Annotated in this window: 23 protein-coding genes and 1 tRNA gene; 11 read left to right on the forward strand and 13 right to left on the reverse strand. The window is 70.9% G+C overall.

Annotated elements, in window-relative coordinates; genetic code table 11:
• Window positions 1-28: 28 nt before the first annotated feature.
• Window positions 29-511 (forward strand): GNAT family N-acetyltransferase, encoded by a 483-nt coding sequence (locus VKA29_RS01395; protein ID WP_324783245.1) that lies wholly within the window; start codon window positions 29-31, stop codon window positions 509-511.
• Here the strand turns inward: VKA29_RS01395 and VKA29_RS01400 are convergent.
• The 8 genes from VKA29_RS01400 to galU all read right to left on the reverse strand — a co-directional run bounded on the left by VKA29_RS01400 (window position 501) and on the right by galU (window position 7,881).
• A complete protein-coding gene (locus VKA29_RS01400) occupies window positions 501-1,730 on the reverse strand; it encodes an MFS transporter (protein ID WP_324783246.1) in 1,230 nt (409 codons plus the stop codon). The two genes, VKA29_RS01395 and VKA29_RS01400, sit on opposite strands and share 11 nt — an antisense overlap.
• Window positions 1,731-2,186: 456 nt before the next feature.
• Window positions 2,187-2,260 (reverse strand) — tRNA-Ala (locus tag VKA29_RS01405).
• A gap of 103 nt (window positions 2,261-2,363) precedes the next feature.
• Window positions 2,364-3,638: a gephyrin-like molybdotransferase receptor GlpR gene (gene glpR / locus VKA29_RS01410; RefSeq protein WP_324783247.1), complete on the reverse strand. Its 1,275-nt coding sequence runs from the start codon at window positions 3,636-3,638 to the stop codon at window positions 2,364-2,366.
• A 185-nt stretch (window positions 3,639-3,823) separates the two neighbouring features.
• Window positions 3,824-4,480: a GNAT family protein gene (locus VKA29_RS01415; RefSeq protein ID WP_324783248.1), complete on the reverse strand. Its 657-nt coding sequence runs from the start codon at window positions 4,478-4,480 to the stop codon at window positions 3,824-3,826.
• 20 nt (window positions 4,481-4,500) lie between these two features.
• Window positions 4,501-5,043 (reverse strand): MogA/MoaB family molybdenum cofactor biosynthesis protein, encoded by a 543-nt coding sequence (locus VKA29_RS01420; protein ID WP_324783249.1) that lies wholly within the window; start codon window positions 5,041-5,043, stop codon window positions 4,501-4,503.
• Window positions 5,040-5,519: a cyclic pyranopterin monophosphate synthase MoaC gene (gene moaC / locus VKA29_RS01425; protein WP_324783250.1), complete on the reverse strand. Its 480-nt coding sequence runs from the start codon at window positions 5,517-5,519 to the stop codon at window positions 5,040-5,042. Before moaC ends, VKA29_RS01420 begins: the two co-directional genes overlap by 4 nt.
• Before the next feature lie 132 nt (window positions 5,520-5,651).
• Window positions 5,652-6,974, reverse strand: a complete 1,323-nt coding sequence (glp, locus tag VKA29_RS01430) for a gephyrin-like molybdotransferase Glp (protein ID WP_324783251.1) — start codon at window positions 6,972-6,974, stop codon at window positions 5,652-5,654.
• A gap of 4 nt (window positions 6,975-6,978) precedes the next feature.
• Window positions 6,979-7,881: a UTP--glucose-1-phosphate uridylyltransferase GalU gene (galU, locus tag VKA29_RS01435; protein ID WP_324783252.1), complete on the reverse strand. Its 903-nt coding sequence runs from the start codon at window positions 7,879-7,881 to the stop codon at window positions 6,979-6,981.
• Window positions 7,882-8,014: 133 nt separating this feature from the next.
• On the opposite strand from galU, the gene VKA29_RS01440 reads away from it, so the two are divergent.
• The gene (locus VKA29_RS01440) at window positions 8,015-8,617 is read left to right on the forward strand and encodes a 5-formyltetrahydrofolate cyclo-ligase (RefSeq protein ID WP_324783253.1); all 603 of its coding nucleotides are present in this window, start codon (window positions 8,015-8,017) and stop codon (window positions 8,615-8,617) included.
• A 104-nt stretch (window positions 8,618-8,721) separates the two neighbouring features.
• Here VKA29_RS01440 and VKA29_RS01445 read toward each other — a convergent pair whose 3' ends face one another.
• Window positions 8,722-11,562, reverse strand: a complete 2,841-nt coding sequence (locus tag VKA29_RS01445; RefSeq protein WP_324783254.1) for a penicillin acylase family protein — start codon at window positions 11,560-11,562, stop codon at window positions 8,722-8,724.
• A 228-nt stretch (window positions 11,563-11,790) separates the two neighbouring features.
• Between VKA29_RS01445 and VKA29_RS01450 the strand changes: the two genes are divergently transcribed.
• The 6 genes from VKA29_RS01450 to mscL all read left to right on the forward strand — a co-directional run bounded on the left by VKA29_RS01450 (window position 11,791) and on the right by mscL (window position 17,793).
• Window positions 11,791-13,326: a potassium/proton antiporter gene (locus tag VKA29_RS01450; protein WP_324783255.1), complete on the forward strand. Its 1,536-nt coding sequence runs from the start codon at window positions 11,791-11,793 to the stop codon at window positions 13,324-13,326.
• Window positions 13,327-13,761: 435 nt separating this feature from the next.
• Window positions 13,762-15,054 carry an MFS transporter gene (locus VKA29_RS01455; protein WP_324783256.1) on the forward strand — a complete coding sequence of 431 codons (1,293 nt, stop codon included), beginning with the start codon at window positions 13,762-13,764 and terminating at the stop codon, window positions 15,052-15,054.
• Between the two features lie 67 nt (window positions 15,055-15,121).
• The gene (locus VKA29_RS01460) at window positions 15,122-15,412 is read left to right on the forward strand and encodes an FmdB family zinc ribbon protein (RefSeq protein WP_324783257.1); all 291 of its coding nucleotides are present in this window, start codon (window positions 15,122-15,124) and stop codon (window positions 15,410-15,412) included.
• 79 nt (window positions 15,413-15,491) lie between these two features.
• Window positions 15,492-16,334 (forward strand): S-methyl-5'-thioadenosine phosphorylase, encoded by an 843-nt coding sequence (locus VKA29_RS01465; RefSeq protein WP_324783258.1) that lies wholly within the window; start codon window positions 15,492-15,494, stop codon window positions 16,332-16,334.
• A 298-nt stretch (window positions 16,335-16,632) separates the two neighbouring features.
• Window positions 16,633-17,172 carry a hypothetical protein gene (locus tag VKA29_RS01470; protein WP_420718423.1) on the forward strand — a complete coding sequence of 180 codons (540 nt, stop codon included), beginning with the start codon at window positions 16,633-16,635 and terminating at the stop codon, window positions 17,170-17,172.
• Window positions 17,173-17,310: 138 nt separating this feature from the next.
• Complete coding sequence (mscL, locus tag VKA29_RS01475; protein ID WP_324783260.1) at window positions 17,311-17,793, forward strand: large conductance mechanosensitive channel protein MscL; 483 nt, start codon at window positions 17,311-17,313, stop codon at window positions 17,791-17,793.
• A 43-nt stretch (window positions 17,794-17,836) separates the two neighbouring features.
• Here the strand turns inward: mscL and VKA29_RS01480 are convergent, their stop codons facing one another.
• Genes VKA29_RS01480 through pflB form a run of 3 tightly spaced genes read right to left on the reverse strand, consistent with a single transcriptional unit; the run spans window position 17,837 to window position 21,203 of the window.
• A complete protein-coding gene (locus VKA29_RS01480; RefSeq protein WP_324783261.1) occupies window positions 17,837-18,019 on the reverse strand; it encodes a hypothetical protein in 183 nt (60 codons plus the stop codon).
• Window positions 18,020-18,062: 43 nt separating this feature from the next.
• Window positions 18,063-18,890 carry a pyruvate formate-lyase-activating protein gene (pflA, locus tag VKA29_RS01485; RefSeq protein ID WP_324783262.1) on the reverse strand — a complete coding sequence of 276 codons (828 nt, stop codon included), beginning with the start codon at window positions 18,888-18,890 and terminating at the stop codon, window positions 18,063-18,065.
• A 12-nt stretch (window positions 18,891-18,902) separates the two neighbouring features.
• On the reverse strand, window positions 18,903-21,203 hold the full coding sequence (gene pflB / locus VKA29_RS01490) for a formate C-acetyltransferase (RefSeq protein ID WP_324783263.1): 2,301 nt from the start codon (window positions 21,201-21,203) through the stop codon (window positions 18,903-18,905).
• A 381-nt stretch (window positions 21,204-21,584) separates the two neighbouring features.
• On the opposite strand from pflB, the gene VKA29_RS01495 reads away from it, so the two are divergent.
• The 3 genes from VKA29_RS01495 (at window position 21,585) to VKA29_RS01505 (ending at window position 25,019) form a co-directional block, all read left to right on the forward strand.
• The gene (locus tag VKA29_RS01495; protein WP_324783264.1) at window positions 21,585-22,613 is read left to right on the forward strand and encodes a P1 family peptidase; all 1,029 of its coding nucleotides are present in this window, start codon (window positions 21,585-21,587) and stop codon (window positions 22,611-22,613) included.
• Window positions 22,614-22,905: 292 nt separating this feature from the next.
• Window positions 22,906-24,075 carry a L,D-transpeptidase gene (locus tag VKA29_RS01500; RefSeq protein WP_324783265.1) on the forward strand — a complete coding sequence of 390 codons (1,170 nt, stop codon included), beginning with the start codon at window positions 22,906-22,908 and terminating at the stop codon, window positions 24,073-24,075.
• Window positions 24,076-24,272: 197 nt separating this feature from the next.
• Entirely contained in the window at window positions 24,273-25,019 is a 747-nt protein-coding gene (locus tag VKA29_RS01505) for a DUF6227 family protein (RefSeq protein ID WP_324783266.1), read from the forward strand.
• 45 nt (window positions 25,020-25,064) lie between these two features.
• On the opposite strand, the gene VKA29_RS01510 is transcribed toward VKA29_RS01505, so the two are convergent.
• On the reverse strand, window positions 25,065-25,319 hold the full coding sequence (locus tag VKA29_RS01510) for a hypothetical protein (protein WP_324783267.1): 255 nt from the start codon (window positions 25,317-25,319) through the stop codon (window positions 25,065-25,067).
• Between the last annotated feature and the right edge of the window lie 106 nt (window positions 25,320-25,425).

The raw sequence follows: 25,425 nt of genomic DNA on the forward strand, positions 1-25,425 counted from the left end.
CCTCATGGATTCACATACGGTGTATAACATGCATATCCGTCGCGTCCCGTTCGACCACCCCGACGCCGTCAAGCTCAACGACCAGGTCCAGGCCGAGTACCACGTCCGCTACGGCGACGGCGGCGACGCCACCGAACTGGCCCCGGAGGACTTCGAGCCGCCGAACGGCGTGTACCTGATCGCCTACGACGCCGGCGACAGCCCCGTCGCCACCGGCGGCTGGCGCGCCCGGGACACCAACGGCGAGGGCAACCGCGACGGGGACGCCGAGCTGAAGCGGATGTACGTGATCGACGGCATGCGCGGCCGCGGCCTCGCCCGCCGCATCCTGGCCGTCCTGGAGGAGGACGCGCGCGCGGCCGGCCGTCTGCGCATGGTCCTGGAGACCGGCACGAAGCAGCCGGAGGCCGTCGCCCTGTACACGTCCTCCGGCTACGAGCCCTGCGAGAAGTTCGGCTACTACCGCTTCCACCCGGAGAGCCTGTGCTACGCCAAGCCGCTCAGCCCCTGAGCCGGTCGGCCGCGGCCCGGCCCTGCCCGTTCTTCGGGCGGTCCTCGCGGGTCACACCGATCGCCCACGTGATCGCGCAGACGACGGCGAGCCCGGCCGACAGCCGGGTGGTGCCGGGCATGCCGATGGACGCGGCCAGCGGGGCCACCGCGAGGGACGACACGCCCTGGAAGGCCGAGGACAGTCCGAAGACGAGGACCATGACACGGCCGCGGATGTGGTCCGGGGTCGCGAGTTGCAGGCCGTTGACGGCGAGGATGGCGCACGCGCCCACTCCGAGGTGGCCGATCAGGGCCGCGGCCATGGCCGGCCCCAGGGCCGTGACCTGGGCCAGGGCAAGGTAGCCGAGTCCGAAGACCGCCAGGGCGGCTCCGGCCGTGTGCAGTCTCCGGCGCATCGACCCGGCGACGAGCCGTCGGCCGAGGAAGGGACCGAGCACGGCGCCGAGTCCTTGGGCGAGATACAGCGCCCCGACGCCGGCGTCGCCGGCGTGGAAGCGGTCGAGGGCGTACACCGGCAGCAGGCCCACGACGCCGTAGCAGACGCGCAGTCCCACGGTCAGCCACAGGAACGCGGACACCACCGGGGTGGCCCGCACGAAGGCCCGGAGTTCGGCCGTGTCGGCCCGCATCCGGATCCGACGGGTCGTCATCGTCGCGGACAGCGGTCGTCTGATCCTCGCGACGAGGAGCGCGGAGACGGCGAACGACGCGCCGTCGATGACGAGCGTGGCCGAGGCGCCCCATGCCGCACAGACCACGCCTCCGAGGCCGGCTCCCACCAGCAGGCCCGCCGAGTACAGGCTGCCGAGCACGGTCTGGGCCAGGGGGAGTTCGCGCGAGGTGACGAGGTTGGGCAGAGCGGCCTCAGGGATGGGGCTCGCGACGGTGGCGGCGAGGGAGAGCACCGCCAGGCAGCCGAGGGCCAGGGGGACGGACCGGGTGTGAAAGGCGACCAGCAGGCCGGCGACCGGGACGACCGCGCCCAGGTCGCAGGCGATGCGCAGGCGTCGCCGGTCGACGCGGTCGGTGAGCGGACCGATCAGCGGCAGCAGCACCACCCCGGGCAGCGAGTTGACGGCGAACAGCAGTGCCGTCCAGCCCGGCGAGCCCGTATGACGGTAGACGAAGCCGCTCAGGGCGACGAAGGTGAACCAGTCACCCGTCAGACTGAGAGCGGAAGCGCAGAAGAGGCGCCGGAAGTCGGCGTTGTCACGCATGAGCGCGACGACGCCGCCAGGAGAGCGCGGTCGAGCGAAGAACACCAGTGACTCCAGCGGTGCGACGTCCCGATCGACGGCCGGGACGAACGACGGACATGACGTCGTGTGCTCCACGGCCCGGGCAAGGGACCGCGAAACGACGGCTGGTCAGTCACAGAGGTGATGCATGACAGGGATCGTATCCGGCAGGCGCCCGCCAACTGACGGACATGATCCGGTCGTTCGGCGGGGACTGCGGGGACGGCGGGGGTGACAGGGTCGGCGGGGTTCTCGATCGGAACCCCGGACGGAGGCATCCGCACGACTATGAGCACCGAGCCGGTGGGCCCGCCGCACGTGTCGATCGTCTGCGAGCGCCCTTCGGCGCACCGCGTGCAGCCGCAACCGGACTTCGCTGCCCTACAACATGTCGGAGCCTCGGTCGGTATTCACCGACCGAGGCTCCGAGCTGCGTGGACCTGAGGGGATTTGAACCCCTGGCCCCCTCGATGCGAACGAGGTGCGCTACCGGACTGCGCCACAGGCCCTTGCAACGAGTGAAACTCTAGCATCCCGATCGCGGTGCTTGGAAATCCGTTCCCGGGCCCGTCGGCGGATGCGGCGCAGGTGGGCGTGGTGGCCGGTGGCCCGCTACTCGTTGGCGGCACGCGGCCGCTCGCCGTCCTCGTACTGGTCGAACAGCGGCGTACGCCCCCGCTCCCGCGCCCGCCGGGCCGAGGCCGCCCGACGGGCGTCACTGCGCACGTCGTCGTCGGCCCGGTCCTCCTCGGCGCCGTCCGCGTCCGCGTGCGCGTGCTCCGGCGCGTGCGTGGCGGCGGGGTCCCCGGTCCGCTCTGCGCCGGGTGCGGGCGGCGCGTCCTGCTCCCGGCCGACGGAACTCGACCGCGCCGAACTCCACGTGTCCGGCGCCCCGAGATCCACGTCCGTGGCGGCCCGCGGAGCGACCGGCGCGGTCACGTACGTCGGCAACGGCACCGGCACCGGGTCCCAGCTCTCCCCGTGCCCGGGCAGTCGCTGCCGTTCCCGCTGCTGGTCGACCCACTCGGCGTGGTCGGTCTGCTCGACCAGCGCACGCCGGTCGGCCGCGAGCGCGGACAGACCGGGGTCGGTCTCCGGCTCAGGACCTTCGTCCGGCTCGTCGGCGTCCGCCTCGGCGGGGGGACGCCGACGTGGCTGGCGCTGCTGGCGCTCCCGCAGCCGCTGCGCGGCGGCCTCGGCGCGGCGCCGGTCCATCTGGAAGGCGAAACGACGGCGCTCCTGGGAGCGCAGATAGGCGATGTACGCGCTGAGCAGTATCGCGGGCACGCCGGGTGCCCACAGCAGAGCGAGTCCGCCGACGGCCGCGACGATCGCGCCGAGAGTGAAGGCGAGGAACAGCACGACGGTCGTGCGCCGACGGCGCGCGAGCACCTTCGTGCGCCGGGCGCGTGCCGCAGCCGCTTCCGCGGCGGGCGTACGCCTGGCGGCGGGAACACGCTCGCGCGCGGGTGCGGAGTTCTGTGCGGGCGCCGGCGCGGAACCGGATGCCGGCGCCGGTGCGGAACCGGATGCCGGCGCGTCCGAGGGTTCGTGCGCCGGTTGCGCCCGCCCGGCCGCCCGCGCCTGCACCTCTGCGCGGGCCTGCGGCCGGGTCGGAGGCATGGCGAAGGCCCGGACGTCCACCGAGTCGGTGACGGCGTCCGGAGCGTCGGCGTCGGGCTCCCCCTCGTCGGCGGAGCGCGCGCGCAGGTCCTTGGCGTACCGGCGCTCCATCCCCGCCCGTCCGGACAGCAACCGGATGGCTGTGCTGAAGCGTTCCGTCGGACGGGCCTCGTTCAGCTCGTCCTGCCTACGGAGCCACATCGGCACCAAGTAGGCGGCCCAGGCCCCGACGATGACTGCGTAGATGAGGCCGCTGCTGCTCACGCCTCACACGGTAGAGGGGTTTACGTGAGGCCATCCGCCAATTGAGCCGGTGTGTCGCACGATCAGGCTGATATTTCGAACTTTTTTTGTGACCGACGCGATCGACAGTCGGGCACCCGCCGGAGAATTAATGCCCGGAGACGGTCGACGCGCGACCCAATTCGAACGTTTATTCAATTCTGGGGCTATGCGGGATTGCCCGGCGTGTTCTGCGGGTTCCGCGGGGTGCCGCGCGAGGCGCCGGGCGACGTCGGCCGGGAACGTGCCCGATGCCAGCGGCTCAGCAGTCCGTCCGGGACCTCTTCCGCGGTCAGCGCGAAGACGAGGTGGTCGCGCCAGGCTCCGTCGATGTGGAGATAACGCGGCCGCAGGCCCTCCTCGCGGAATCCCAGTTTTTCCACGACCCGACGGCTGGGCCCGTTCTCGGGGCGAATGCAGACCTCGATGCGGTGCAGACCGACGGTCCGGAAACAGTGGTCCACGGCGAGCGCCACGGCCGTCGGCATCACACCGCGCCCGGCGACCGCCTCGTCGACCCAGTAGCCGACGTGCCCCGAGCACATCGAGCCCCAGGTGATCCCGGCGACCGTCAACTGCCCGACCAGCCGTCCCTGGTACTCGATGACGAACGGCAGCATCCGGTGCGCGTTCGCCTCCGACCGCAGATGACGGACCATCTGGCGGTAGGTCGGCCGGTGCGTGACGGGCCCGCTGGGCGTGGGCGGCGGGATGGTCGCCTCCCAGGGGCGCAGCCAGTCCCGGTTGCGCCGGTTGACCTCGCGCCAGGCCCGCTGGTCGCGCATTCTTATCGGCCGGAGGACGACGTCGCCGTCCGCCAGCACGACGGGCCAGGATGGGCTGTTCAGCTCGCACCCCCAGGAGTGGGGCCGGGTCTCGGGTGGTCACCGCCACGGACCTGGTCGACGGCGTGCCTCAGCAGGGGTTCGAGGACGGCCAGCCCGTCCTTCACCCCGCCGGCCGAACCCGGCAGGTTGACGATCAGCGTCCGCCCCGCCACTCCTGACAGGCCCCGGGAGAGCGCGGCGGTCGGCACCTTCTCCCGTCCGAACGCCCTGATGGCCTCGGCAATGCCCGGCACCTCGAAGTCGATCACCCTGCGCGTCGCCTCGGGCGTCCGGTCGGTCGGCGAGATGCCGGTGCCGCCGGTCGTGACGACGACGTCGTACCCGGCCTCGACCGCGGCGCGCAGCGCGGCCTCCACGGGATCCCCGTCGGGCACGATCTGCGGCCCCTCGACGGCGAAGCCGAAGCGCGCGAGGCCCTCGGCGATCAGCGGGCCGCCCCGGTCCTCGTAGACACCGGCAGCGGCACGGTTGGATGCGGTCACGACGAGCGCGCGGTACGGCGCGGGCGCGCCGCTCGCGGCGTGCGCCCCGGCGCTCACGCCCGGCTCCAGTCGCCCGACTTGCCGCCCGTCTTCTCCTCCACCCGTACGTCCGTGATGACCGCTCCCTTGTCGACGGCCTTGACCATGTCGATCACGGTGAGCGCGGCGACGGAGACCGCGGTGAGGGCCTCCATCTCGACGCCCGTGCGGTCCGTCGTCTTCACCGTGGCGCGGATCTCCACGGCGTCGTCCGCGACCGCCAGATCCAGCTTCACACCGGACAGCGACAAGGGATGACACAGCGGGATGAGGTCCGGTGTGCGTTTGGCGCCCATGATGCCCGCGATCCGCGCCGTGGCGAGCGCGTCCCCCTTGGGGACTCCCTCGCCGCGCAGCAGCTCGACCACGCTCGGCGAGACGAGGACGCGTCCGCTGGCGCGGGCGGTGCGCGCGGTGACGTCCTTGTCCGAGACGTCGACCATGCGGGCGGCGCCGGCGTCGTCGATGTGCGTCAAGCGGTCCTGCGTACTCATGCTGTGTGGCACTCCCGGTCCGGGCCCGCCGCGGTACGGCGCGCAGGCCTGCTGTGCGCGACACGGTACCGCCAAGACGGCGCGGACAGCGGATCAGGACCCGTCCCCGCGGACCGCCACGCGCGCGTGCGCTCAGCGCAGCAGGACGACCTCGACCTCGGCACCGGGTTCGACGGACTCCACGTCCTCCGGAACGACGATCAGCGCGTCGGCGCGCGCGAGGGCGGCGACCAGGTGCGAGCCGGCCCCGCCGACCGGGGTCACGGAACCGTCGGCGTACTCCCCCCGCAGGAACTGCCTGCGCCCCTTCGGCGAGGTCAGCGCCTTGCCGGTGGTCAGGGTGGCGCGGGTCCTCGGCCGGTGGACGTCGCCGAGTCCCATGAGCGTGCGGATCACGGGACGGACGAAGAGTTCGAAGGAGACGTACGACGAGACGGGGTTGCCCGGCAGTGCGAGCAGCGGGATGTGGTCGGGGCCGACGGAGCCGAAGCCCTGGGGCTTGCCGGGCTGCATGGCGAGCTTGCGGAACTCGACGCCGCTGCCGGCCTCGTCCTCGTCGCCGAGGTGTGACAGCGCCTCCTTGACGACGTCGTACGCCCCGACGCTGACACCGCCCGTGGTGACCATCAGGTCGGCGCGGACGAGCTGGTCCTCGATGGTGGAGCGCAGGATCTCGGCGTCGTCGACCACGGCACCCACCCGGTAGGCGATGGCGCCGGCGTCACGGGCGGCGGCGGTGAGCGCGAAGCTGTTGGAGTCGTAGATCTGGCCGCTGCCCAGTCCCTCGTCGGGCTGGACGAGTTCGCTGCCGGTGGACAGGACGACCACGCGCGGGCGCGGGCGCACGCGTACCGTTCCCCGGCCGATGGACGCCAGCAGAGCGATCTGCGGGGGCCCGAGGACGGTGCCGGCGTCGAGCGCGCGGTCGCCGGCCTTGACGTCGCTGCCCATCGCGCGCACGTGCGCGCGCGCCTCCGCGGGCCGGTACACGCGCACCTGTCCCTCGGCGCCCTCGGGTGCCAGGCTGCGGGCGCGCATGCCCGTGACCGGGCCCTCGCCGAGGCCCCCGTCGGTCCACTCGACGGGGACGACGGTCTCGGCGCCGGGCGGCAGCGGGGCGCCGGTCATGATGCGGGCGGCCTGACCAGGACCCACCTGGATCAGGTCGGCCTGGCCCGCCGCGACGTCCCCGACGACGTCCAGGACGGCGGGGAACTCCTCGCTCGCGCCCGCGACATCCGCGACCCGCACCGCGTACCCGTCCATGGAGCTGTTGTCGAACGGCGGCAGCGAGACCGGCACCGTGACGTCCTCGACCAGGACGCAGCCCTGTGCGTCCAGCAGGTTCAGCTCGATGGGTTCGAGAGGACGGACGGTCGCGAGGATGTCCTCCAGGTGCTCGTCCACCGACCACAGGTGGTCCTGGCCGGCGGTGCGGGGCGCGGCGCTGTTCAAATCGCTACATCTCCTCGGCTACGTAACTGCGAAGCCAGGCCCGGAAGTCGGGGCCCAGGTCTTCACGTTCGCACGCGAGTCTGACAATGGCACGCAGGTAGTCGCCACGGTCACCGGTGTCATAGCGACGGCCCTTGAAGACGACGCCGTGCACCGGGCCGCCGGCCTTGTCGCCCTCCGCGAGCTGCTGAAGGGCGTCGGTGAGCTGGATCTCGCCGCCACGGCCCGGCTCGGTCTTGCGCAGTATGTCGAAGATGTGCGGGTCCAGCACATATCGTCCGATGACCGCGTAGTTGGAGGGCGCGTCGGCCGCGTCGGGCTTCTCGACCATGCCGGTCACCTTGACGACGTCGCTGTCCTCGGTCGGCTCGACGGCCGCGCACCCGTAGAGGTGGATCTGCTCCGGCGCGACCTCCATCAGCGCGATGACGCTGCCGCCACGCTGCTCCTGCACCTCGACCATGCGCGCGAGGAGCGGGTCGCGGGGGTCGATCAGGTCGTCGCCCAGCAGGACGGCGAAGGGCTCCTGGCCGACGTGCGGGGCCGCGCACAGGACGGCGTGCCCGAGGCCCTTCGGGTCGCCCTGTCGCACGTAGTGCATGGTCGCCAGGTCGCTCGACGCCTGGACCTTGGCGAGCCGGCCGGCGTCGCCCTTCTTCTGGAGAGCCGACTCGAGCTCGTAGTTGCGGTCGAAGTGGTCCTCCAGGGGGCGCTTGTTACGGCCCGTGATCATGAGGACGTCGTCGAGGCCCGCGGACACGGCCTCCTCGACCACATACTGGATCGCCGGCTTGTCGACAACCGGCAGCATCTCCTTGGGAGTGGCCTTGGTGGCCGGCAGGAACCGGGTGCCGAGGCCCGCTGCGGGAATGACGGCCTTGCTGATCCTGAGGTGCGACTGGGTCATGCCCGCAACCTTATCCGGTGACTTTGCAAGGAATCTGTAGCTCCGGTTAATTGGCCCGCATATGAGCGCATTAGGAAAGGTACAGGTACGACCTGTGAGTCACATCGGAAGTGCTGCCGAGCCTGGCAAACGGATGTTGCGGCGAGAGATCCTGACGGTGAGAAGCAGATTGACCGCGGATGACGTGCAGGAGGCGGCGAACGCGCTGGCCGGGCGCGCGCTCGAACTGCCGGAGTTGGCGCACGCGCGCACGGTGGCGGCGTACGTCTCGGTGGGAAGCGAGCCGGGAACTCTCGCCCTTCTGGACGCGCTGCGCGAGCGGGGCGTGCGCGTACTGCTCCCGGCGCTCCTCCCGGACAACGACCTGGACTGGGGTGCGTACGCCGGTGAGGGCTCCCTCGCGCGGGTGCGGCACGGCGGGAAGATGGCGCTCTTCGAGCCGGTGGGCGACCGGCTGGGGCCGGACGCCGTGACCGAGGCGGACGTGGTGCTGCTGCCGGGACTGGCGGTCGACACGCGCGGGCTGCGGCTGGGGCGCGGCGGAGGGTCGTACGACCGCGTGCTCGCGCGGCTGGAAAGCGCAGGCGCACGCCCCGCGCTCCTGGTGCTGCTCTACGACTCGGAAGTCGTCGCGCGCGTGCCGGAGGAGGCGCACGACCGGCCGGTGCACGCGGTGGTGACCCCGTCGGGCGTGCGCCGCTTCGGCGGTGGTGAGGACGGCAGCGGCGGCGCGTGACCGTCCGGCGGGCGCGCGATGCCCGTCGAACACCTCGCGCGCGCCTGGCGTGCCAGGCGCGCACCCCCACGCACGCGCCTCGCGGCCTCAGTCCAGGGGACGGCTCACGGCTTCAGCGCCAGCGTGTCGCTCGTGCCCTTGTCGACCGCGTCGCCGGAGAAGGACCACGGCAGCAGTTCGCCCTTGGCCCACTTGCCGGTCTGGTCGGTGTAGTGGGCACTGTAGGCGTGCCCGGACGCTCCGGTGAGGTTGATCCACTTCGACTTGTCGAGGTCGCCGAGGTTGACCACCATCCGCATCGACGGCACCCACACGACGCCGTAGCCTCCGGCGGCGTTCCAACCGCTGGCGTTGACCGTGGCCTCGCCGCCGCTGAGCTTCCAGGGTCCGCGGTTGAGGACGTACTGCAGGAAGCCGGGGCCCTCAGTGCCGAGCGTCTGGTTCTTCAGGAACAGGCGGTGCAGCCGGCCCCAGCTCCAGGTGTCGGTGTCCTTTCCGAGCTTGGCGGTCAGCTCCCAGCGTGCGTCGATCATGGCGCGCTTGAACAGCTGGTCGCGGTTCTCGGCCTTCGGACGGTCGCCGACCCCGCCCGGGGTCCTCCACCAGTCGCTGTTCTCGTCGTCCATGAGGTTGCGGACCACCTCGAACCAGCGGTCGCCGCCGTCGGGCTGCGCCTGGTCGGCGTCCCGCTGGCCGCACTCGCGCACCTTCTCGGTGTCGTCCACGGGGCCGGTGGTGTTGACCGGGTCGACCCACAGGCACTGTCCCTCGACCCGCAGCTCCTTGGGGAGCTTGTTGCCGAAGGCGAGCTTGAGGATGTTGCGCCAGACGGCGTTGAAGTAGGCCGCCGCCGCCGAATCGGCGTCCTGGGTGTAGTCCCAGCCCTCCAGCAGCTCCTGCGCGTCGCGGACCGCCTTGTCATCGATGTCGATCTTGAGCAGCTTGGGCACGAGCAGCCTGGCGATCTGGCTGCTGTTGTCCATCTGCATCTGGCGCATGTCGTCGGTGGAGATCTTGCCGCCACCCTTGATCTTCGACTCGATCAGGTCGGTGATGCGCTGGCTGCGAGTGCCGTAGCCCCAGTCCGTGGTGAGCGTGTAGGGGTACTTGGCCTCGTCGACGACGGCCTGATTGGCGGTGACGATGTAGCCGCGCTCCGGGTCGAACTCGTAGGGCAGCGCGTCCTGCGGGACGTATCCGGTCCACTCGTACCCGGAGTCCCATCCGGGCGCCGGGATGGAGCCGTCGTGGCCCTTCGCGCGCAGGGGGATCTTGCCGGGCAGCGTGTAGCCGATGTGGTTCTTGGTGTCGGCGTAGATCAGGTTCTGCGAGGGCACGTCGAACAGGGTGGCGGCGGCCCGGAAGCCGTTCCAGTCGGCCGCCCTGTCCATCGCGAAGACGGCGTCCATGGTGGTGCCCGCGTCGAGGGCGGTCCAGCGCAGGGCGATGCCGTAGCCGTCGCCGCGGTCGGGCGCCGCGGTGTCGACGGTGGCCTTCTTGCCCACCTTCACGAGCTCGTTGTCGCGGTCGGACAGCAGGGGTCCGTTGTTGGTCTCCCGGACGACGATCTTCTTCGACTTGTCGCCGGCGACCTTGATGGTCTCCTCACGGGTGGTGAAGGGCTTCACCTTGCCGTCGTACAGGTAGCCGTCGCCGCTGAGCTTCTCCAGGTACAGGTCGGTGACGTCGACGCCGGAGTTCGTCATGCCCCAGGCGATGTTCTGGTTGTGGCCGATGACCACGCCGGGCATGCCGGCGAAGGTGTAACCGGTGACGTCGTACCGGCACTTGCTGGAGACGGTCCGGCAGTGCAGGCCCATCTGGTACCACACGGACGGCAGCGAGGCCGACAGGTGCGGGTCATTGGCCAGCAGGGGCTTGCCGGTGATGGTGTGCTTCCCCGCCACGACCCAGGAGTTCGAGCCTATGCCCTGGCCGTTCACCCCGACCGCCGCGGGCACGTCGTCCAGGACGTCGTAGAGGCCCGACAGCTGGCTCTCCAGGGCGGAGGACCCGGCCGCCGAGGCCGTCGAGGCCGTGCCCGCCGTTCCCGCCGTGCCGGTCGTACCCGTCGCGCCCGGGGTACCGGTCGTGCCGGTCGTGCCCGGGGTACCCGTCGTGCCGCTGGTGGACGTCCCGGCGGTCGACGTGCTGCCGGCCTTCTGGAACGTCTTCGTCAGCTCGTCGTACTGACCTTCCTGGACGATCGCCTTGTTGCGGCTGTACGGGTAGTCCGGGTACAGGTCCTTGATCTGCTTGGGACCGAGCCTGCTGGTCATCAGGGCGCGGTCGATCTCTTCCTGCATGTTGCCGCGCAGGTCCCAGGCCATCGCCTTCAGCCAGGAGACCGAGTCGACCGGGGTCCACTTCTCGGGCTTGTAGTCGTTGGTGAAGCCCAGGGCGGCGTATTCGAGGGAGATCTCCTTGCCGTCCCTGCCCTTGAGGTAGGCGTTGACTCCCCCGGCGTACGCCTGGAGGTACTTCTTCGTGGAGGCCGACAGCTTGGTGTCGTACTCCTTCTTCGCCACCCGGTCCCAGCCGAGCGTGCGCAGGAACTCGTCGTTGCCGACCTGGCTCTTGCCGAACATCTCCGACAGGCGCCCGGAGGTCATGTGACGGCGCACGTCCATCTCGTAGAACCGGTCCTGCGCCTGGACGTAGCCCTGCGCCATGAACAGGTCCTCTTCGGAGGAGGCGTAGATCTGCGGGATGCCGTAGCCGTCGCGCTTGACGTCCACGGGCCCCGACAGGCCCTCGAGGGTGACCGAGCCCTTCGTCTGCGGGAAGGAGGCCCGGACCGTACTGACTGACCAGTACGCCCCGTACGCGACGCCTCCGACGACGGCCAGCACGAGGACGAGGACGAGCAGGCGGGCTCGGCGCCCCTTCTTCCTGCCGGACTTGCCGGGCTGCTGACCCGTTGAGGCGGTGGTGTTGGGGGGCATCGCTGTCCTTGCTGTCCTAACGCGAGCGGCAGGCGGTCCTGGAGTGCTGGAGCAACCATAGGCGCAGGGCCCGACACGACTTGACGCGGAGTCGGGAACCGGCCCGGATGAGCGTTCGATCTTGCCGTGCGAGCGTCAAGAGATCGTCAAGAGTTAGGTAAGGTAACAAAGTACTTGGGTGCGGAGTTACCCCGCTTCGTGTCCTATGTACGGGAGCTCCCGCGCGGGATGCGCGCGAGCCGTGGAAGGGAACGGCCGCTGACTGTCCACCACCTCAACCAGCTTCTGCTCGCCTGCTCGCTCGTCCTGCTCGTCGCCGTGGCAGCGGTCCGGATCTCCTCGCGCAGCGGGCTCCCCAGCCTGCTCGTGTACCTGGGGATCGGCGTCCTCATGGGCCAGGACGGAATCGGCCACGTCCACTTCGACAACGCCGAACTGACCCAGGTCATCGGGTACGCCGCCCTCGTCGTGATCCTCGCCGAAGGCGGTCTGGGCACGAAGTGGAAGGAGGTCAGGCCGGCCCTGCCCGCCGCCTCCGCGCTGGCGCTGGTCGGTGTCGCGGTCAGCGTGGGCGTCACCGCGACGGGGGCGCATTACCTCACCGGGCTGCCATGGCGGCAGGCGCTCATCATCGGGGCGGTCGTGTCCTCCACGGACGCGGCGGCGGTCTTCTCGGTGCTGCGGAAAATACCTCTCCCCGCGCGCGTGACGGGCACCCTGGAGGCCGAGTCCGGCTTCAACGACGCACCCGTGGTCATCCTGGTCGTCGCCTTCTCCACCGCCGGCCCGATCGACCACTGGTACGTGCTGGTGGGCGAGATAGCCCTTGAGCTGGCCATCGGTGCCGCCGTCGGCCTCGCCGTGGGCCTGCTCGGCTCCTGGGGCCTTCGGCACGTGGCCCTGCCCGCCTCCGGCCTGTACCCCATCGCCGTCATGGCCATCGCCGTCACGGCGTACGCGGCGGGCGCGCTGGCGCACGGCAGCGGCTTCCTCGCCGTCTACCTCGCCTCGATGGTGCTGGGCAACGCGAAGCTGCCGCACTGGCCCGCCACCCGCGGGTTCGCCGAAGGGCTCGGCTGGATCGCCCAGATCGGCATGTTCGTCCTGCTCGGCCTGCTGGTCAGCCCGCACGAGCTGGGCGACGACGTCTGGCCCGCGCTCGTCATCGGGCTGGTGCTGACCATGGTGGCGCGTCCGCTCAGCGTCGTGGCATGTCTCACACCCTTCCGGCTGCCCCGGTCGGAGCAGGTCCTGCTGTCCTGGGCCGGACTGCGCGGCGCCGTGCCCATCATCCTGGCGACGATTCCCATGGTGGAGGGCGTCGACGCCAGCCGCCGCATCTTCAACATCGTCTTCGTCCTGGTCGTCGTCTACACCCTCATCCAGGGGCCGACGCTGCCCTGGGTCGCCCGCACTCTCGGCCTGGGCAAGAGCGGCGAGGCGGCCGACCTGGGCATCGAGTCGGCGCCCCTGGAGCGGCTGCGCGGACATCTGCTGTCCGTCACCATCCCCGAGGGGTCGAAGATGCACGGCGTCGAGATCAGCGAACTGCGCCTGCCGGCCGGATCCGCCGTCACGCTCGTCGTACGTGACGGGAAATCGTTCGTCCCGCTACCCGCGACGGCGCTGCGGCGCGGGGACGAACTCCTCGTCGTCGCCACCGACCCGGTGCGGGACGCGGCGGAGCGCCGGCTGCGTGCCGTGGGGCGCGGCGGAAAGCTGGCCGGCTGGCTGGGGACGAACAGCGCGGAGGCGAGGAGCTGAGGGCGTGGGGCGCCGCGCTCGCACCGGGCGTGCGCGGCGCGGCGCGAGCGCGTCGTTCGCGGGCGCGGCGGCCCTTCGCGGGCGCGCGTGCAGGCGCCGGCTGTACGCGCGCCGTAGCGCGGACGTCAGGGGCGTGCGCGGCGCGCAGAACGGCGCGGCCTTCCGTTAAGGGCGTGTTTCATACGGTTCACCACCCCCGCAATCGCAGGCCGACGGCCTCGTGGCGCTCGCTTTCACAGGCCCACCGAGCGTGATCCTTGTATGATGAAGGCGCACCCTGATCGAACCAACTCTGCCTGACGCAGAGCTGGCGCGACCGTATGGCGGCCGGGACGCTCCTCACATCAGCGCCGGCATCTACCGCAGTCCGCGCATGAGGACAGCTCTCGGCGCTTCCGCAACGGCGCGCTACCAGGCGGCGGAAAGGCACGGGCCGTGGCATCCACGGTCACCAGCGAGTCGTCGAAGGACTCGTCGGCATCCTCCCGTCCGGGATACGGGCAACTGCTGCGCACCCGTGGTGCCTGGACGTTCCTGATCCCGGGCTTCGCGGCGCGGCAGCCGTTCGCGATGCTCACCATCTCCATCGTGCTGCTCGTGCAGCACACCACCGGCTCGTACGGCGCGGCGGGCGCCGCCGCGGCGGTCACCGGTGTCTCCATGGCGTTGTTCGCGCCCTTCACCGGCCGGCTCGCCGACCGGTACGGGCAGCGCGCCGTACTCGTGCCGGGCGTGGCGCTGCACGCGCTGTCGGGCCTGGCTCTGACAGCGCTCGCGCTGGGACACGCGCCCCTGTGGGCGCTGTTCGCCGCGGCCGTGCCCACCGGCGCCTCGGTGCCGCAGGTCGGGCCGATGGTGCGCGCCCGCTGGGGCGTGAGGCTCCAGGGCTCGCCCCTGATGACCACCGCCGCGGCCTTCGAGTCGGTCACGGACGAGCTGACCTTCGTCGTCGGCCCGCTGCTGGCCACCGCCCTGTGCACCGCCGTGGACCCGGCCGCGGGCCTGGTGACGGAAGCCGCGCTCACATTGCTCGGCGGCCTGCTGTTCGCGGCGCAGAAGAACACGGAGCCCGCGGTGACCGGCACCGGGCACGCGCGGGTGAGGCACGGGTCGGCTCTGCGCGTGCCCGGCGTGCGCGTGCTCGTCGTCGCCTTCCTGGGCATCGGCTCCGTCTTCGGGGGCATGCAGGTCTCGCTGGCGGCGTTCACCGAGTCGATCGGCGAGCCCGGGTTGAACGGCGTGCTGTACGGGGTCTTCGCCGCGGGCAACATGCTCTCCGGCGTCGTCTGCGGTGCGATCGCCTGGAAGGCTGCCGCGCGGCAGCGTCTGGTCGTCGGGTACGGCGCGCTGGCGCTGGCGGCGTCCGGCCTGTGGGCCGCGCACTCGGTGCCGCTGCTCGCGGGACTCGGCCTGCTCGTCGGCATGTGCATCGCGCCCGCGCTGATCACCGGCTACACGCTGGTCGACGGCCTGGTGCCGGCCGGTGCCCGCACGGAGGCCTTCACCTGGCTGACGGGGGCGGTGGCGCTCGGCCAGGCGGCCGCCGTCACGGTCGCCGGACAGTTGGAGGACCGCCTCCGGGACGGCTCCGGATTCCTCGTCCCGATGGGCGGCACGGTGCTCGCCCTGGTGACCCTGATCATCCTCCGCTCGCGGCTCGCGGCCCGGCCCAGGCAGGTGACCGTCGCACGTGGCGTCGGTCACCGCGAGGCCGTCGCAGTGGACTGATCCTCAGGAATACGTCACTATGGAGCCTCGTTAGCACTCATTGAGTGAGAGTGCCAGGAGGAAGACAGTGCCCACCTACCAGTACCAGTGCACCGAGTGCGGCGAGGGCCTCGAGGCGGTGCAGAAGTTCACCGACGACGCCCTGACCGAGTGCCCCAATTGCGGTGGCCGCCTCAAGAAGGTGTTCTCCGCGGTCGGCATTGTCTTCAAGGGTTCCGGCTTCTACCGGAACGACAGCCGCGGCTCGTCGTCCAGCAGCTCGCCGGCGTCCTCGAAGCCGTCGACGTCGTCCTCTTCGTCGTCCTCGGACTCTAAGCCGTCCAGCACCGGCTCCACCTCCAGCAGCTCCGCCGCGTAGGCAACCACTTCTTGCGGGACCCTGCCGTCGTCCGACGGCGGGGTCTTCGGCGCTTCCCGCGGCGGCTAGGGTGCGGAGCATGGCGAACAAGGCGAACGCCGAGATCGGCGTGATCGGCGGCTCCGGTTTCTACTCGTTCCTCGACGACGTGACCGAGATACAGGTGGACACCCCCTACGGACCACCCAGCGACTCCCTCTTCGTCGGCGAGGTCGCCGGCCGACGGGTCGCCTTCCTGCCCCGGCACGGACGCGGGCACCACCTGCCGCCGCACCGCATCAACTACCGGGCCAATCTCTGGGCTCTGCGGTCGGTCGGGGTGCGCCAGGTCCTCGGCCCGTGCGCGGTGGGCGGTCTGCGCCCCGAGTACGGACCGGGCACCCTGCTGGTGCCGGACCAGCTCGTCGACCGTACGAAGTCCAGGGCGGGGACGTACTTCGACGGGCTGCCGCTTCCCGACGGGACCGTCCCGAACGTCGTGCACGTCTCCCTGGCCGACCCCTACTGCCCCGCGGGGCGCACGGCCGCGCTGAAGGCCGCACGCGGCCGGGACTGGGAGCCGGTGGACGGCGGCACACTCGTCGTGGTCGAGGGGCCCCGCTTCTCGACCCGTGCCGAATCCCTGTGGCACCAGGCCCAGGGCTGGTCCGTCGTCGGCATGACGGGTCATCCCGAGGCGGCGCTCGCCCGCGAACTCGAACTCTGCTACACGTCCATGACCCTGGTCACCGACCTCGACGCGGGCGCCGAGACCGGCGAGGGCGTCTCGCACGAAGAGGTGCTGCGAGTGTTCGCGGCCAACGTCGACCGGCTGCGCGGTGTGCTGTTCGACGTGGTGGCCGGTCTGCCCGCGAACGAGGAGCGGGACTGCCTGTGCACGAACGCGCTGGGCGGGATGGACCCGGGCTTCGGTCTGCCGTAGGGAGCGGAAACGGGGAACAGGGGAAGGTTACGGCGGGACTCCGACAGCGCGCATGCGCTCGTTCACTTCTTCCCTCGTGCGGGTGGGCAGGTTGTCCACAACCCGTCGGTAATCCACCGGCTCCGGCGAGCGGCGGCGCGAAGCCTCATCGTGGGCTCGCCAGCCGATTCCTCTTCGCAGGTGGTGATCCGCGATGTCCCTGCCCCCTTCGCCCCTCTCCCCGTCATCTCCGTCCCTCTCGCCACCGGCTCCGTCCCTCTCGCCGCCGGCTCCGTCCCTCTCCCCGCCGCCTCCATTCCTGTCGCCACCACCTCCGTACCTCTCGCCGCCGCCTCCGCGCCCGCCCGGCGCGGACGCTCCCGCCACGTGTGAGGTGCCGCACTTCGCTCCCGTGCGGGTGCGCGGCGGGCGGTATCAGCTGCGCCGGCTCCTGGGGCACCGGAGGCGGGCGCTGGCGGCCGGCCTCGCCGTGACCGCGGCCGCGCTGGTGGCGGCCGTGCCGCGGGACGCCGACCGGGCGCGCGGGCATCCGGCGGTGGATGCCGTCCGCAGGCATCGTGCCGTCGAGACGGTGTCCGCTCCGGTGCGGATCGCCGACGCGGCCACGGTCCGCCTGCTGCGGCCGGGCGACCGGGTGGACGTCATCGCCGCTCAGGAGACGGCGACGGGCGGCGATGCCCGTGTGGTCGCGCGCGGGGCTCGGGTCGTACAGGTGCCGGAACCCCTGGACAGTGCGGCCGACAGCGGCGCGCTGGTCGTGCTCTCGGTGCCCCGGTCGACCGCGGCGCGCCTCGCGGGTGCGGGCGCGGCAGCCCGGTTGGCGGTGACGTTGTGCTGAACAGGGTCTTCCGCGTCCTGCGTGAAATGCTGTCGAGTCCCCTTTCGAAACCACCCGGCCGTACCGGCGCGCGTCGCGTTGACGTAGGTTGCGGAGCTGTTTGTTCCACAGCCTGTGCGTGCGAGGAGAGGCCCCGCGGTGAGCGAGAAGAAGAATCCGAGCGTCTGGCAGGGCTTCAAGGCCTTCCTGATGCGCGGGAACGTCGTCGACCTGGCAGTTGCGGTGGTCATCGGCGCCGCGTTCACCAACATCGTCAACTCGGTGGTGAAGGGGATCATCAATCCGCTCGTCGGTGCGATCGGGACGAAGAGCCTCGACGGTTACAGCTCGTGCCTGAAGGATCCGTGCCAGGTGGCCGCGGACGGCACGGTGAAGAGCGGAATACCGATCATGTGGGGCACCGTTCTCGGTGCGACGCTCAGCTTCGTGACCACCGCGGCGGTGGTCTACTTCCTGATGGTCCTGCCGATGTCGAAGTACCTGGCGCGGCAGGAGGCCCGCCGGAAGGCGCGCGAGGGCACGCGCGAGGTCATCGAGGTGACCGAGCTGGAGGTGCTGAAGGAGATACGCGACGCCCTGGTCGCCCAGCGCGGACGCGGGACCGGGCCCGCCGAGCGGTAGGCGCGGCGGCCCGCCGTGCCTGGCGGGCGGTGGCCCTCGCGGCTCACAGGTGGTGGGGCGGCTTCTCGTCGAGGAAGCGCTTCAGGTCCGAGACGTCACCGGCGTCAGGGCCGGGCCGCTCGCCCCACCCGCGGTCCGTGTCGTCCGAGGACTGCTGGTCCAGCGGGTCGTCGAAGATCAGCGAGGCCTTCGGCTCGCGCGGCTCGGGCTCGGGGGCGGTGCTCATGCGTCCAGGGTACGGCTCGGAGCGCGGGCCGGGACCCGGCGGCTCAGACGGCGTTGAGGCCGTGGGCCGCGAAGATGTTCCTGGCCAGAGCGGTCTGCTCGGCGGTCGGGGAGGGCGTGTCGTGCAGCACGAACGGCCGCCCGAGCGCTTGCCACTTGGCCTCGCCCAGCTTGTGGAAGGGCAGGACATCGACGCGTGTGACGTTGCCGAGAGAGGCGGCGAAGGCGGCGACTCCGTCGATGTTGTCGGGGGCGTCGGTCAGTCCGGGCACGAGCACGAAGCGGACGTGGACCTCCTGGCCCAGGTCGGCGAGGCGCCGGGCGAAGTCGAGGGTGGGGCGCAGGGGGCGACCGGTGACCTTGCGGTAGGTGGCGGGATCCCAGGACTTGATGTCGAGCAGGACCAGGTCGGTGTCGCGCAGAAGGGCGTCGGTGGCGCGGACGCCGAGGAAGCCCGAGGTGTCGAGGGCGGTGTGCAGGCCGAGTTCGTTCTTGAAGCGGTGCAGCAGTTCGCCGGTGAACACGGGTTGCAGCAGCGGTTCTCCGCCGCTGATGGTGGCGCCGCCGCCGGCGGCGGCGATGAACCGCGTGTACTTGCGGGCTTCGGCGACGATCTCGTCGGCCGTGGTGCGCTTGCCGTCGCGCATCCGCCAGGTGTCGGGGTTGTGGCAGTACAGGCAGGACAGCGGGCAGCCCGACAGGAAGGTGACGAAGCGGGTGCCCGGACCGTCGACGCCGGTCGACAGGTCCCACGAGTGGACCGTCCCGACGACCGGGCGGCGGGTCGCCGCGGCGGCCGGGGTGGCCGCCGCGGAAACGGGCCCGCCGGCCGGTGTCGGCAGAGCCGACGCCGGCGGAAGAAGCCTGGTCATCTCCATGCTCCCTTACAGCGAACCGTGGAAGGTGCGGTTGATGACGTCGAGCTGCTGCTCGCGGGTGAGGCGGATGAAGTTGACCGCGTAGCCGGAGACCCGGATGGTCAGCTGCGGGTACTTCTCGGGGTGCTCCATCGCGTCCTCGAGGGTCGCCTTGTCGAGCACGTTGACGTTCATGTGGAATCCGTCGCTGGCGATGAACCCGTCCAGGACGCCGGAGAGGTTGGCGACGCGCTCCTCGGGAGTGCGGCCGAGGGCGTCCGGGGTGATCGTGTTGGTCAGCGAGATGCCGTCCTCCGCGTCGTCGTACGGGAGCTTGGCGACGGACAGCGCCGAGGCGATGTATCCGTGCTCGTCACGCCCGTTCATCGGGTTGGCGCCGGGCGCGAAGGGGGTGCCCGCGCGGCGGCCGTCGGGCGTGTTGCCGGTCTTCTTGCCGTAGACGACGTTGGAGGTGATCGTCAGGACCGACTGGGTGTGCACCGCGTCGCGGTAGGTCGGGTACCGGCGGACCTTCTCCATGAACTCGTGGACGATCCACTGGGCGATGGAGTCGGCCCGGTCGTCGTTGTTGCCGTAAGCCGGGTAGTCGCCCTCGATGACGTAGTCGACGGCGAGGCCGGTCTCGTCCCGGATCACCTTCACATGTGCGTGCTTGATGGCGGACAGCGAGTCGGCGGCAACCGACAGGCCGGCGATGCCGCATGCCATGGTGCGCAGGATCGCCCGGTCGTGCAGGGCCATCTCCAGGCGCTCGTAGGCGTACTTGTCGTGCATGTAGTGGATGACGTTGAGCGCGTGGACGTAGGTCTTGGCGAGCCAGCTGAGCATGGCGTCGTAGCGGGCGAGGACCGTGTCGTAGTCGAGGTACTCGTCGGTGATCGGCTCGAAGCCCTCGACGACGGTCTTGCCGGACTTCTCGTCGCGACCGCCGTTGATGGCGTACAGCAGGGCCTTGGCGACGTTGACGCGGGCGCCGAAGAACTGCATCTGCTTGCCCATGGCCATCGCGGAGACGCAGCAGGCGATGGCGGTGTCGTCGCCGTACTTGGGGCGCATCAGCTCGTCGGACTCGAACTGCAGGGCGCTGGTGTCGATGGCGACCCGGGCGGCGTACTTCTTGAAGCCCTCGGGCAGGCGCGGGGACCAGAAGACGGTGAGGTTGGGCTCGGGCGCCGGGCCGAGGTTGTAGAGGGTGTTCAGGGCGCGGAAGGTGGTGCGGGTGACCAGCGGCCGCCCGTCGTCCCCGATGCCGCCCATGGACCAGGTGACCCAGGTGGGGTCGCCGGAGTAGAGCTCGTTGTACTCGGGGGTGCGCAGGAAGCGGACGATGCGCAGCTTGACGACGAAGTCGTCGATGAGTTCCTGGGCCGCGGCCTCGGTGAGCAGGCCGGCCTCGATGTCCCGTTGCAGGTAGATGTCGAGGAAGGCGTCGATGCGGCCGATCGACATGGCGGCGCCGTTCTGCTCCTTGACGGCGGCGAGGTAGGCGAAGTACAGCCACTGGATGGCCTCGCGGCCGGTCCGGGCGGGGCCGGAGATGTCGTAGCCGTAGGAGAGGGCCATCGCCTTGAGTTCCTGGAGGGCGCGGATCTGCTCGGCGACTTCCTCGCGTTCCTGGATCACCTCCGCACTCGGCCACTCGACTTCGAGTGCGAGTTTGTCCGCTCCCTTTGCAGCGATGAGCCGGTCCACACCGTAGAGGGCTACGCGGCGGTAGTCGCCGATGATGCGGCCGCGGCCGTAGGCGTCCGGGAGGCCGGTGATGATGCCGGAGGAGCGGCAGGCGCGGATCTCGGGGGTGTAGGCGTCGAAGACGCCGTCGTTGTGGGTCTTGCGGAGCTTGGTGTAGATCTCCCGCACGGCGGGGTCGGCCTCGTACCCGTAGGCGTTGAGGGCACTCTCGACCATGCGCCAGCCGCCGTTGGGCATGATGGCGCGCTTGAGCGGGGCGTCGGTCTGGAGGCCGACGATGAGGTCGAGGTCGCGGTCGACGTAGCCGGGGGCGAAAGCGTCGATGCGGGAGGGCGTCTTGGCGTCGACGTCGTAGATGCCGCGCTCGTTCTCGGTCGGGAACATGGCGAGGAGCTTGTTCCAGACCTTGGTGGTGCGCTCGGTGGGTCCGGCGAGGAAAGCGCCGTCGCCCTCGTAGGGGGTGTAGTTGTGCTGCACGAAGTCCCGGACGTCGATGGCATCGCGCCACAGGCCGCCTCGGAAGCCGGCCCAGGCGTCTCCCTGCGCCGACGGCTCCGGCGCCGTCCGGGGCGCGGCGGGAGTGACGTTGGTGGTCTCCGCAGGAGTGGCAGTCATGGCCCGCACCTTCCACATCGCTTCATGGGGTCGATTCCATTGCACGTCGGTGAGGGCGCGTCCGGGGGCAGCGTTGGTCCCCTCTCGGGGTCCAAAGGTCCTATCGATAATCGATCAGTTTCCGGCGGAAAGGGTCTGACCTGGCCTATTCGCTGGAGAAACGGCAGGCGAGCGTCTTGTGAAATGTTTCACAAGACGCTCGGCCGGACGGCATGGGTGCTGAGGTTCGCCGGAGTTCTCCTCGCCGTCCGGTGGGCGTGGACGGGCTTCGGGCTTCCCGGGGAGAGGGGCGGGGCGCGGGCAGCGGCACGGGGAGCGGGGGCGGGCGACGGCGACGGGTGAGAGGGCCGTCCGCGCGGCGGGCCGGGCCAGACTGGGGCCATGACAGTTGACGCTTTGACGGACGTCGCAGGCGTGCGAGTGGGGCATGCGACACGTATCGGCGCCGGTTGGCTCACCGGCACCACGGTCGTGCTCGCGCCGGAGGGCGGGGCCGTCGCCGCCGTGGACGTACGGGGCGGCGGCCCCGGCACGAAGGAGACCGACGCCCTCGACCCGCGCAATCTCGTGCAGAAGGTCGACGCGATCGTGCTGACGGGCGGCAGCGCCTACGGGCTCGACTCGGTGTCCGGGGTGATGGCCTGGCTGGAAGAGCAACAGCGTGGGGTGCGTGTCGGGACCGATCCCGCGCATGTCGTACCGGTGGTGCCCGCCGCGTGCGTCTTCGATCTGGGGCGGGGCGGCGACTTCTCCGCCCGGCCGGACGCGTCCACCGGCCGCGCCGCGGTCGAGGCGGCGGCGGAGAGCGGCTCGGGAGCGCGAGTGCCTCAAGGGTGCGTGGGCGCCGGCGCCGGCGCCGCCGTGGGGGCGCTGAAGGGTGGGGTCGGCAGCGCGAGCGCCGTCCTGGAGTCCGGGATCACGGTGGCCGCGCTGGTGGTGGCCAACGCGGCCGGGTCGGCGATGGATCCCGAGACGGGCATGCTGTACGGGGAGTTGTTCCAGGGCCGCCTGAACCGTCCGGAGGCGCGCGTCCATGCGGCCGCGCTCCGGCGCCTCACCGACATCGCGGCGACGAACGGGCGCCCTCCGCTCAACACGACACTCGCCGTGGTCGCCACCGACGCCGACCTGTCGAAGGCGCAGGCGCAGAAGCTGGCCGGCACGGCGCACGACGGCATCGCGCGCGCCGTGCGACCGGTGCACCTGCTCAACGACGGGGACACGGTGTTCGCGCTGGCGACAGGGGCGCGTCCCCTCGACGCCGAGAACCTCCTCGCGCTGAACGAGATCCTCGCCGCCGGCGCGGACGTGGTGACCCGCGCCATCGTGCGCGCCGTACGAGCGGCGGAGCCGGTGGACGGGCCGGGTGGCGTGTGGCCGTCGTACGAGGAGCTGTACGGGACGGCGTGACACACGGCGGGGGCGCGCTCGGCTCTCTCGCACGCCGTCCGGGGCGGAGGCGACAGGCGGGCGGAGAGCCGCGGCTCGCAGCACCGGCGTGTGCCGGCGCGCCGCACGCCTCCGATTGTCCCGGTTCTGTCACGTGTCGCCGTTCCGGGCGGGCGGCGGGAACCTCTCCGGCCGTTGCCGCCCTCTTCCTCCACGCACTGGAGCGGATCACGCACATCACACGAACCTGGAGCAGCCCGTGACTACGCCGGACATAACAGCGCGGCGCGCACTCGGGGCCTGTGCCGCCCTGATGGTCGGCGCCCTCACCCTGACCGCCTGCGGCGGGAACGCCAAAGCCGATTCCACCACCGACGGCAAGGGCGGCAAGAGCGCCTCCGAGACGTCGGCAGCGAAGATCGTCATCTCGGCGAAGGACGGATCGACCGGCGCGTCGATCAACAGGACCGGGGTGAAGGTCAGCGGAGGCAGGCTGACCGACGTGAAGATGACGGTGGCGGGGACGGAACAGACCGTACCGGGCTCGTTGTCCGCGGACGGCACCAGCTGGAAGCCGAAGGAGCAGCTGGAGCGCGGGACCAAGTACCAGATATCGGCGACCGCCAAGAATGCGGGCGGCCGCACCTCGGCGGCCAACTCCATCTTCACGACCGTCTCTTCGGGGAACAGCTTCATCGGCACGTACACGCCGGACAACGGCACGACGGTCGGTGTCGGAATGCCGGTGTCGTTCACCTTCGACAAGGCGATCAGCGACAAGAAGGCCGTGCAGTCGCACATCGACGTCACCTCGAGCAGCGGGCAGGAGGTGGTGGGGCACTGGTTCGGGTCCCAGCGGCTCGACTTCCGGCCCGAGGAGTACTGGAAGGCCGGCTCCAAGGTCACGATGAAGATCGACCTGGACGGCGTCGAGGGCGCGAACGGCGTCTACGGGGTGCAGAAGAAGACCGTCACCTTCACCATCGGGCGCTCGCAGGTCTCCACCGTCGACACCGCCACGCAGACGATGACGGTCGTGCGGGACGGCGAGACCCTCAAGACGGTGCCCGTCTCGACGGGCGATCCTCAGCACACCACGTACAACGGGCAGATGGTGATCTCCGAGAAGTTCGTGCAGACCCGCATGAACAGCCAGACCGTCGGCCTGGGCTCCGAGTACGACATCGCGAACGTGCCGCACGCGATGCGCCTGACGTCGTCGGGCACGTTCATCCACGGCAACTACTGGTACAACAGGGGCAACCCGCCGTTCGGCAGGGTGGGTTCCAGCCACGGCTGCGTCGGGCTTGCGGACGTGGAGGGCGCGCAGGGGGCCACGCCGTCGAAGTGGTTCTACGACAACTCACTCATCGGCGACGTCGTGATCGTCAAGAACTCTCCCGACAAGACGGTGGCGCCCGACAACGGGCTCAACGGCTGGAACATGTCGTGGAGCGAGTGGACCGCGGGCAGCGCGGCGTGATCGCCGCACTGCGCGCCTGATCGGCGAAGTGCCGGGCGCACTGCGGATTTTGACGGAGTCATGGGCCGCGCGGGGAACATCCCGCGCGGCCCGGGCGTTTTCCGGGCGTACGTTTTCTCGGTTCCCGGACACAATGTCCGACCGAGGGGCTACGGTATGCACCCACAAGGTGACATGCAGCAACGCCGGGAGAAACCTTGAGCGTTCCGTACGAGACGGCAGCGCACGAACCACACGAATCGCCGGAGTCTCCGGAGGAGCACCTCGCGCGACTGCTCGGCCGTGCTCTGAACTCCTTCGAGCTTCCGGACGAGACGATAAGACGACTCGACAGTGCGCTGGCGCACGACAGTTCGCTGCACTCGGCGCACCACAGCGCCGGGCTGCACCGGGAGACGTACCGGCACACCTGGCTGCTCGTCGACGGCTCGGCGCTCACGCTCTGGGAGCTCGTGCACAACAGCGCGCCGGGCAGCGCCCCGCAGCACGAGGTGTACGTCGACGAGGAGGAGCTGCGGGTCGCCACCACGCGGCTGCCGATGCCGCCGGACGCCGCCGACTTCGAGCTGCCGGTGACGGTGCAGTGGTCGTCGGTCCCGGTGCCTCGGCACGCGTACGTGCCGGACGACTCGGCGGACCACGCGCGCCGGCTGCTGCGTCGCGCGGAGAACCCGGACCGGCCGGGTGCGGAGACCGCCGCGCTGCTGAGGACGGCGTGCGCGCACCAGATCATGCAGGCCTTCGGGCGTCCGTGCCGCGCGGGTCGCAGCGGGCTGTGCTTCTCGCTGTACGAGCACGCGTTCCTGCTGCGGGACGGCGAGGAGGTGTCCCTGTGGGAGGTCGAGCACACGGCGACGCCGGACGGACGGCACATGTGCGAGGTGTACACGACGGAGGACGCGGCGCGGGACGCGATGGAACGGCGGGCGGCGCAGGTCTCCTGACCGCAGGAGCGCGCCGCACGCGGCCTCACCGGCCCGGCGCGCGCCTCAGTGGCCGTCGCTGAGCTGCCTCACCAGGCCGGCGAAGGCGTCCCGCTCCGCAGGGGTCAGTTCCACGGCCTCCAGGTGGGGTCCGGCCTGAGCCTGGTACGGGAGGGCGTCCAGCGTGGGGGCGGCGGGCCGCCTGCCCGCCCGGGTGCGGCCGCGGCGCAGGATGCGGGTCAGCAGGATCACCCAGACGACGGCCGTCAGGGCGAGGACGGCGACGCCCAGCGACCGGAGGATCGAGACGTGCTCAGGCATGCGTTCCAGTAGACACCACGGTCCGGGACTTCCGTCCCGGACCGTGACGTATCTCGCATGACACGCAGGCGTCGCACTTGCCGCAGGTGCCGTGAACGACACACAG

The organism is Streptomyces sp. H51, from assembly GCF_035656535.1.
Classification (GTDB): Bacteria; Actinomycetota; Actinomycetes; order Streptomycetales; family Streptomycetaceae; genus Streptomyces.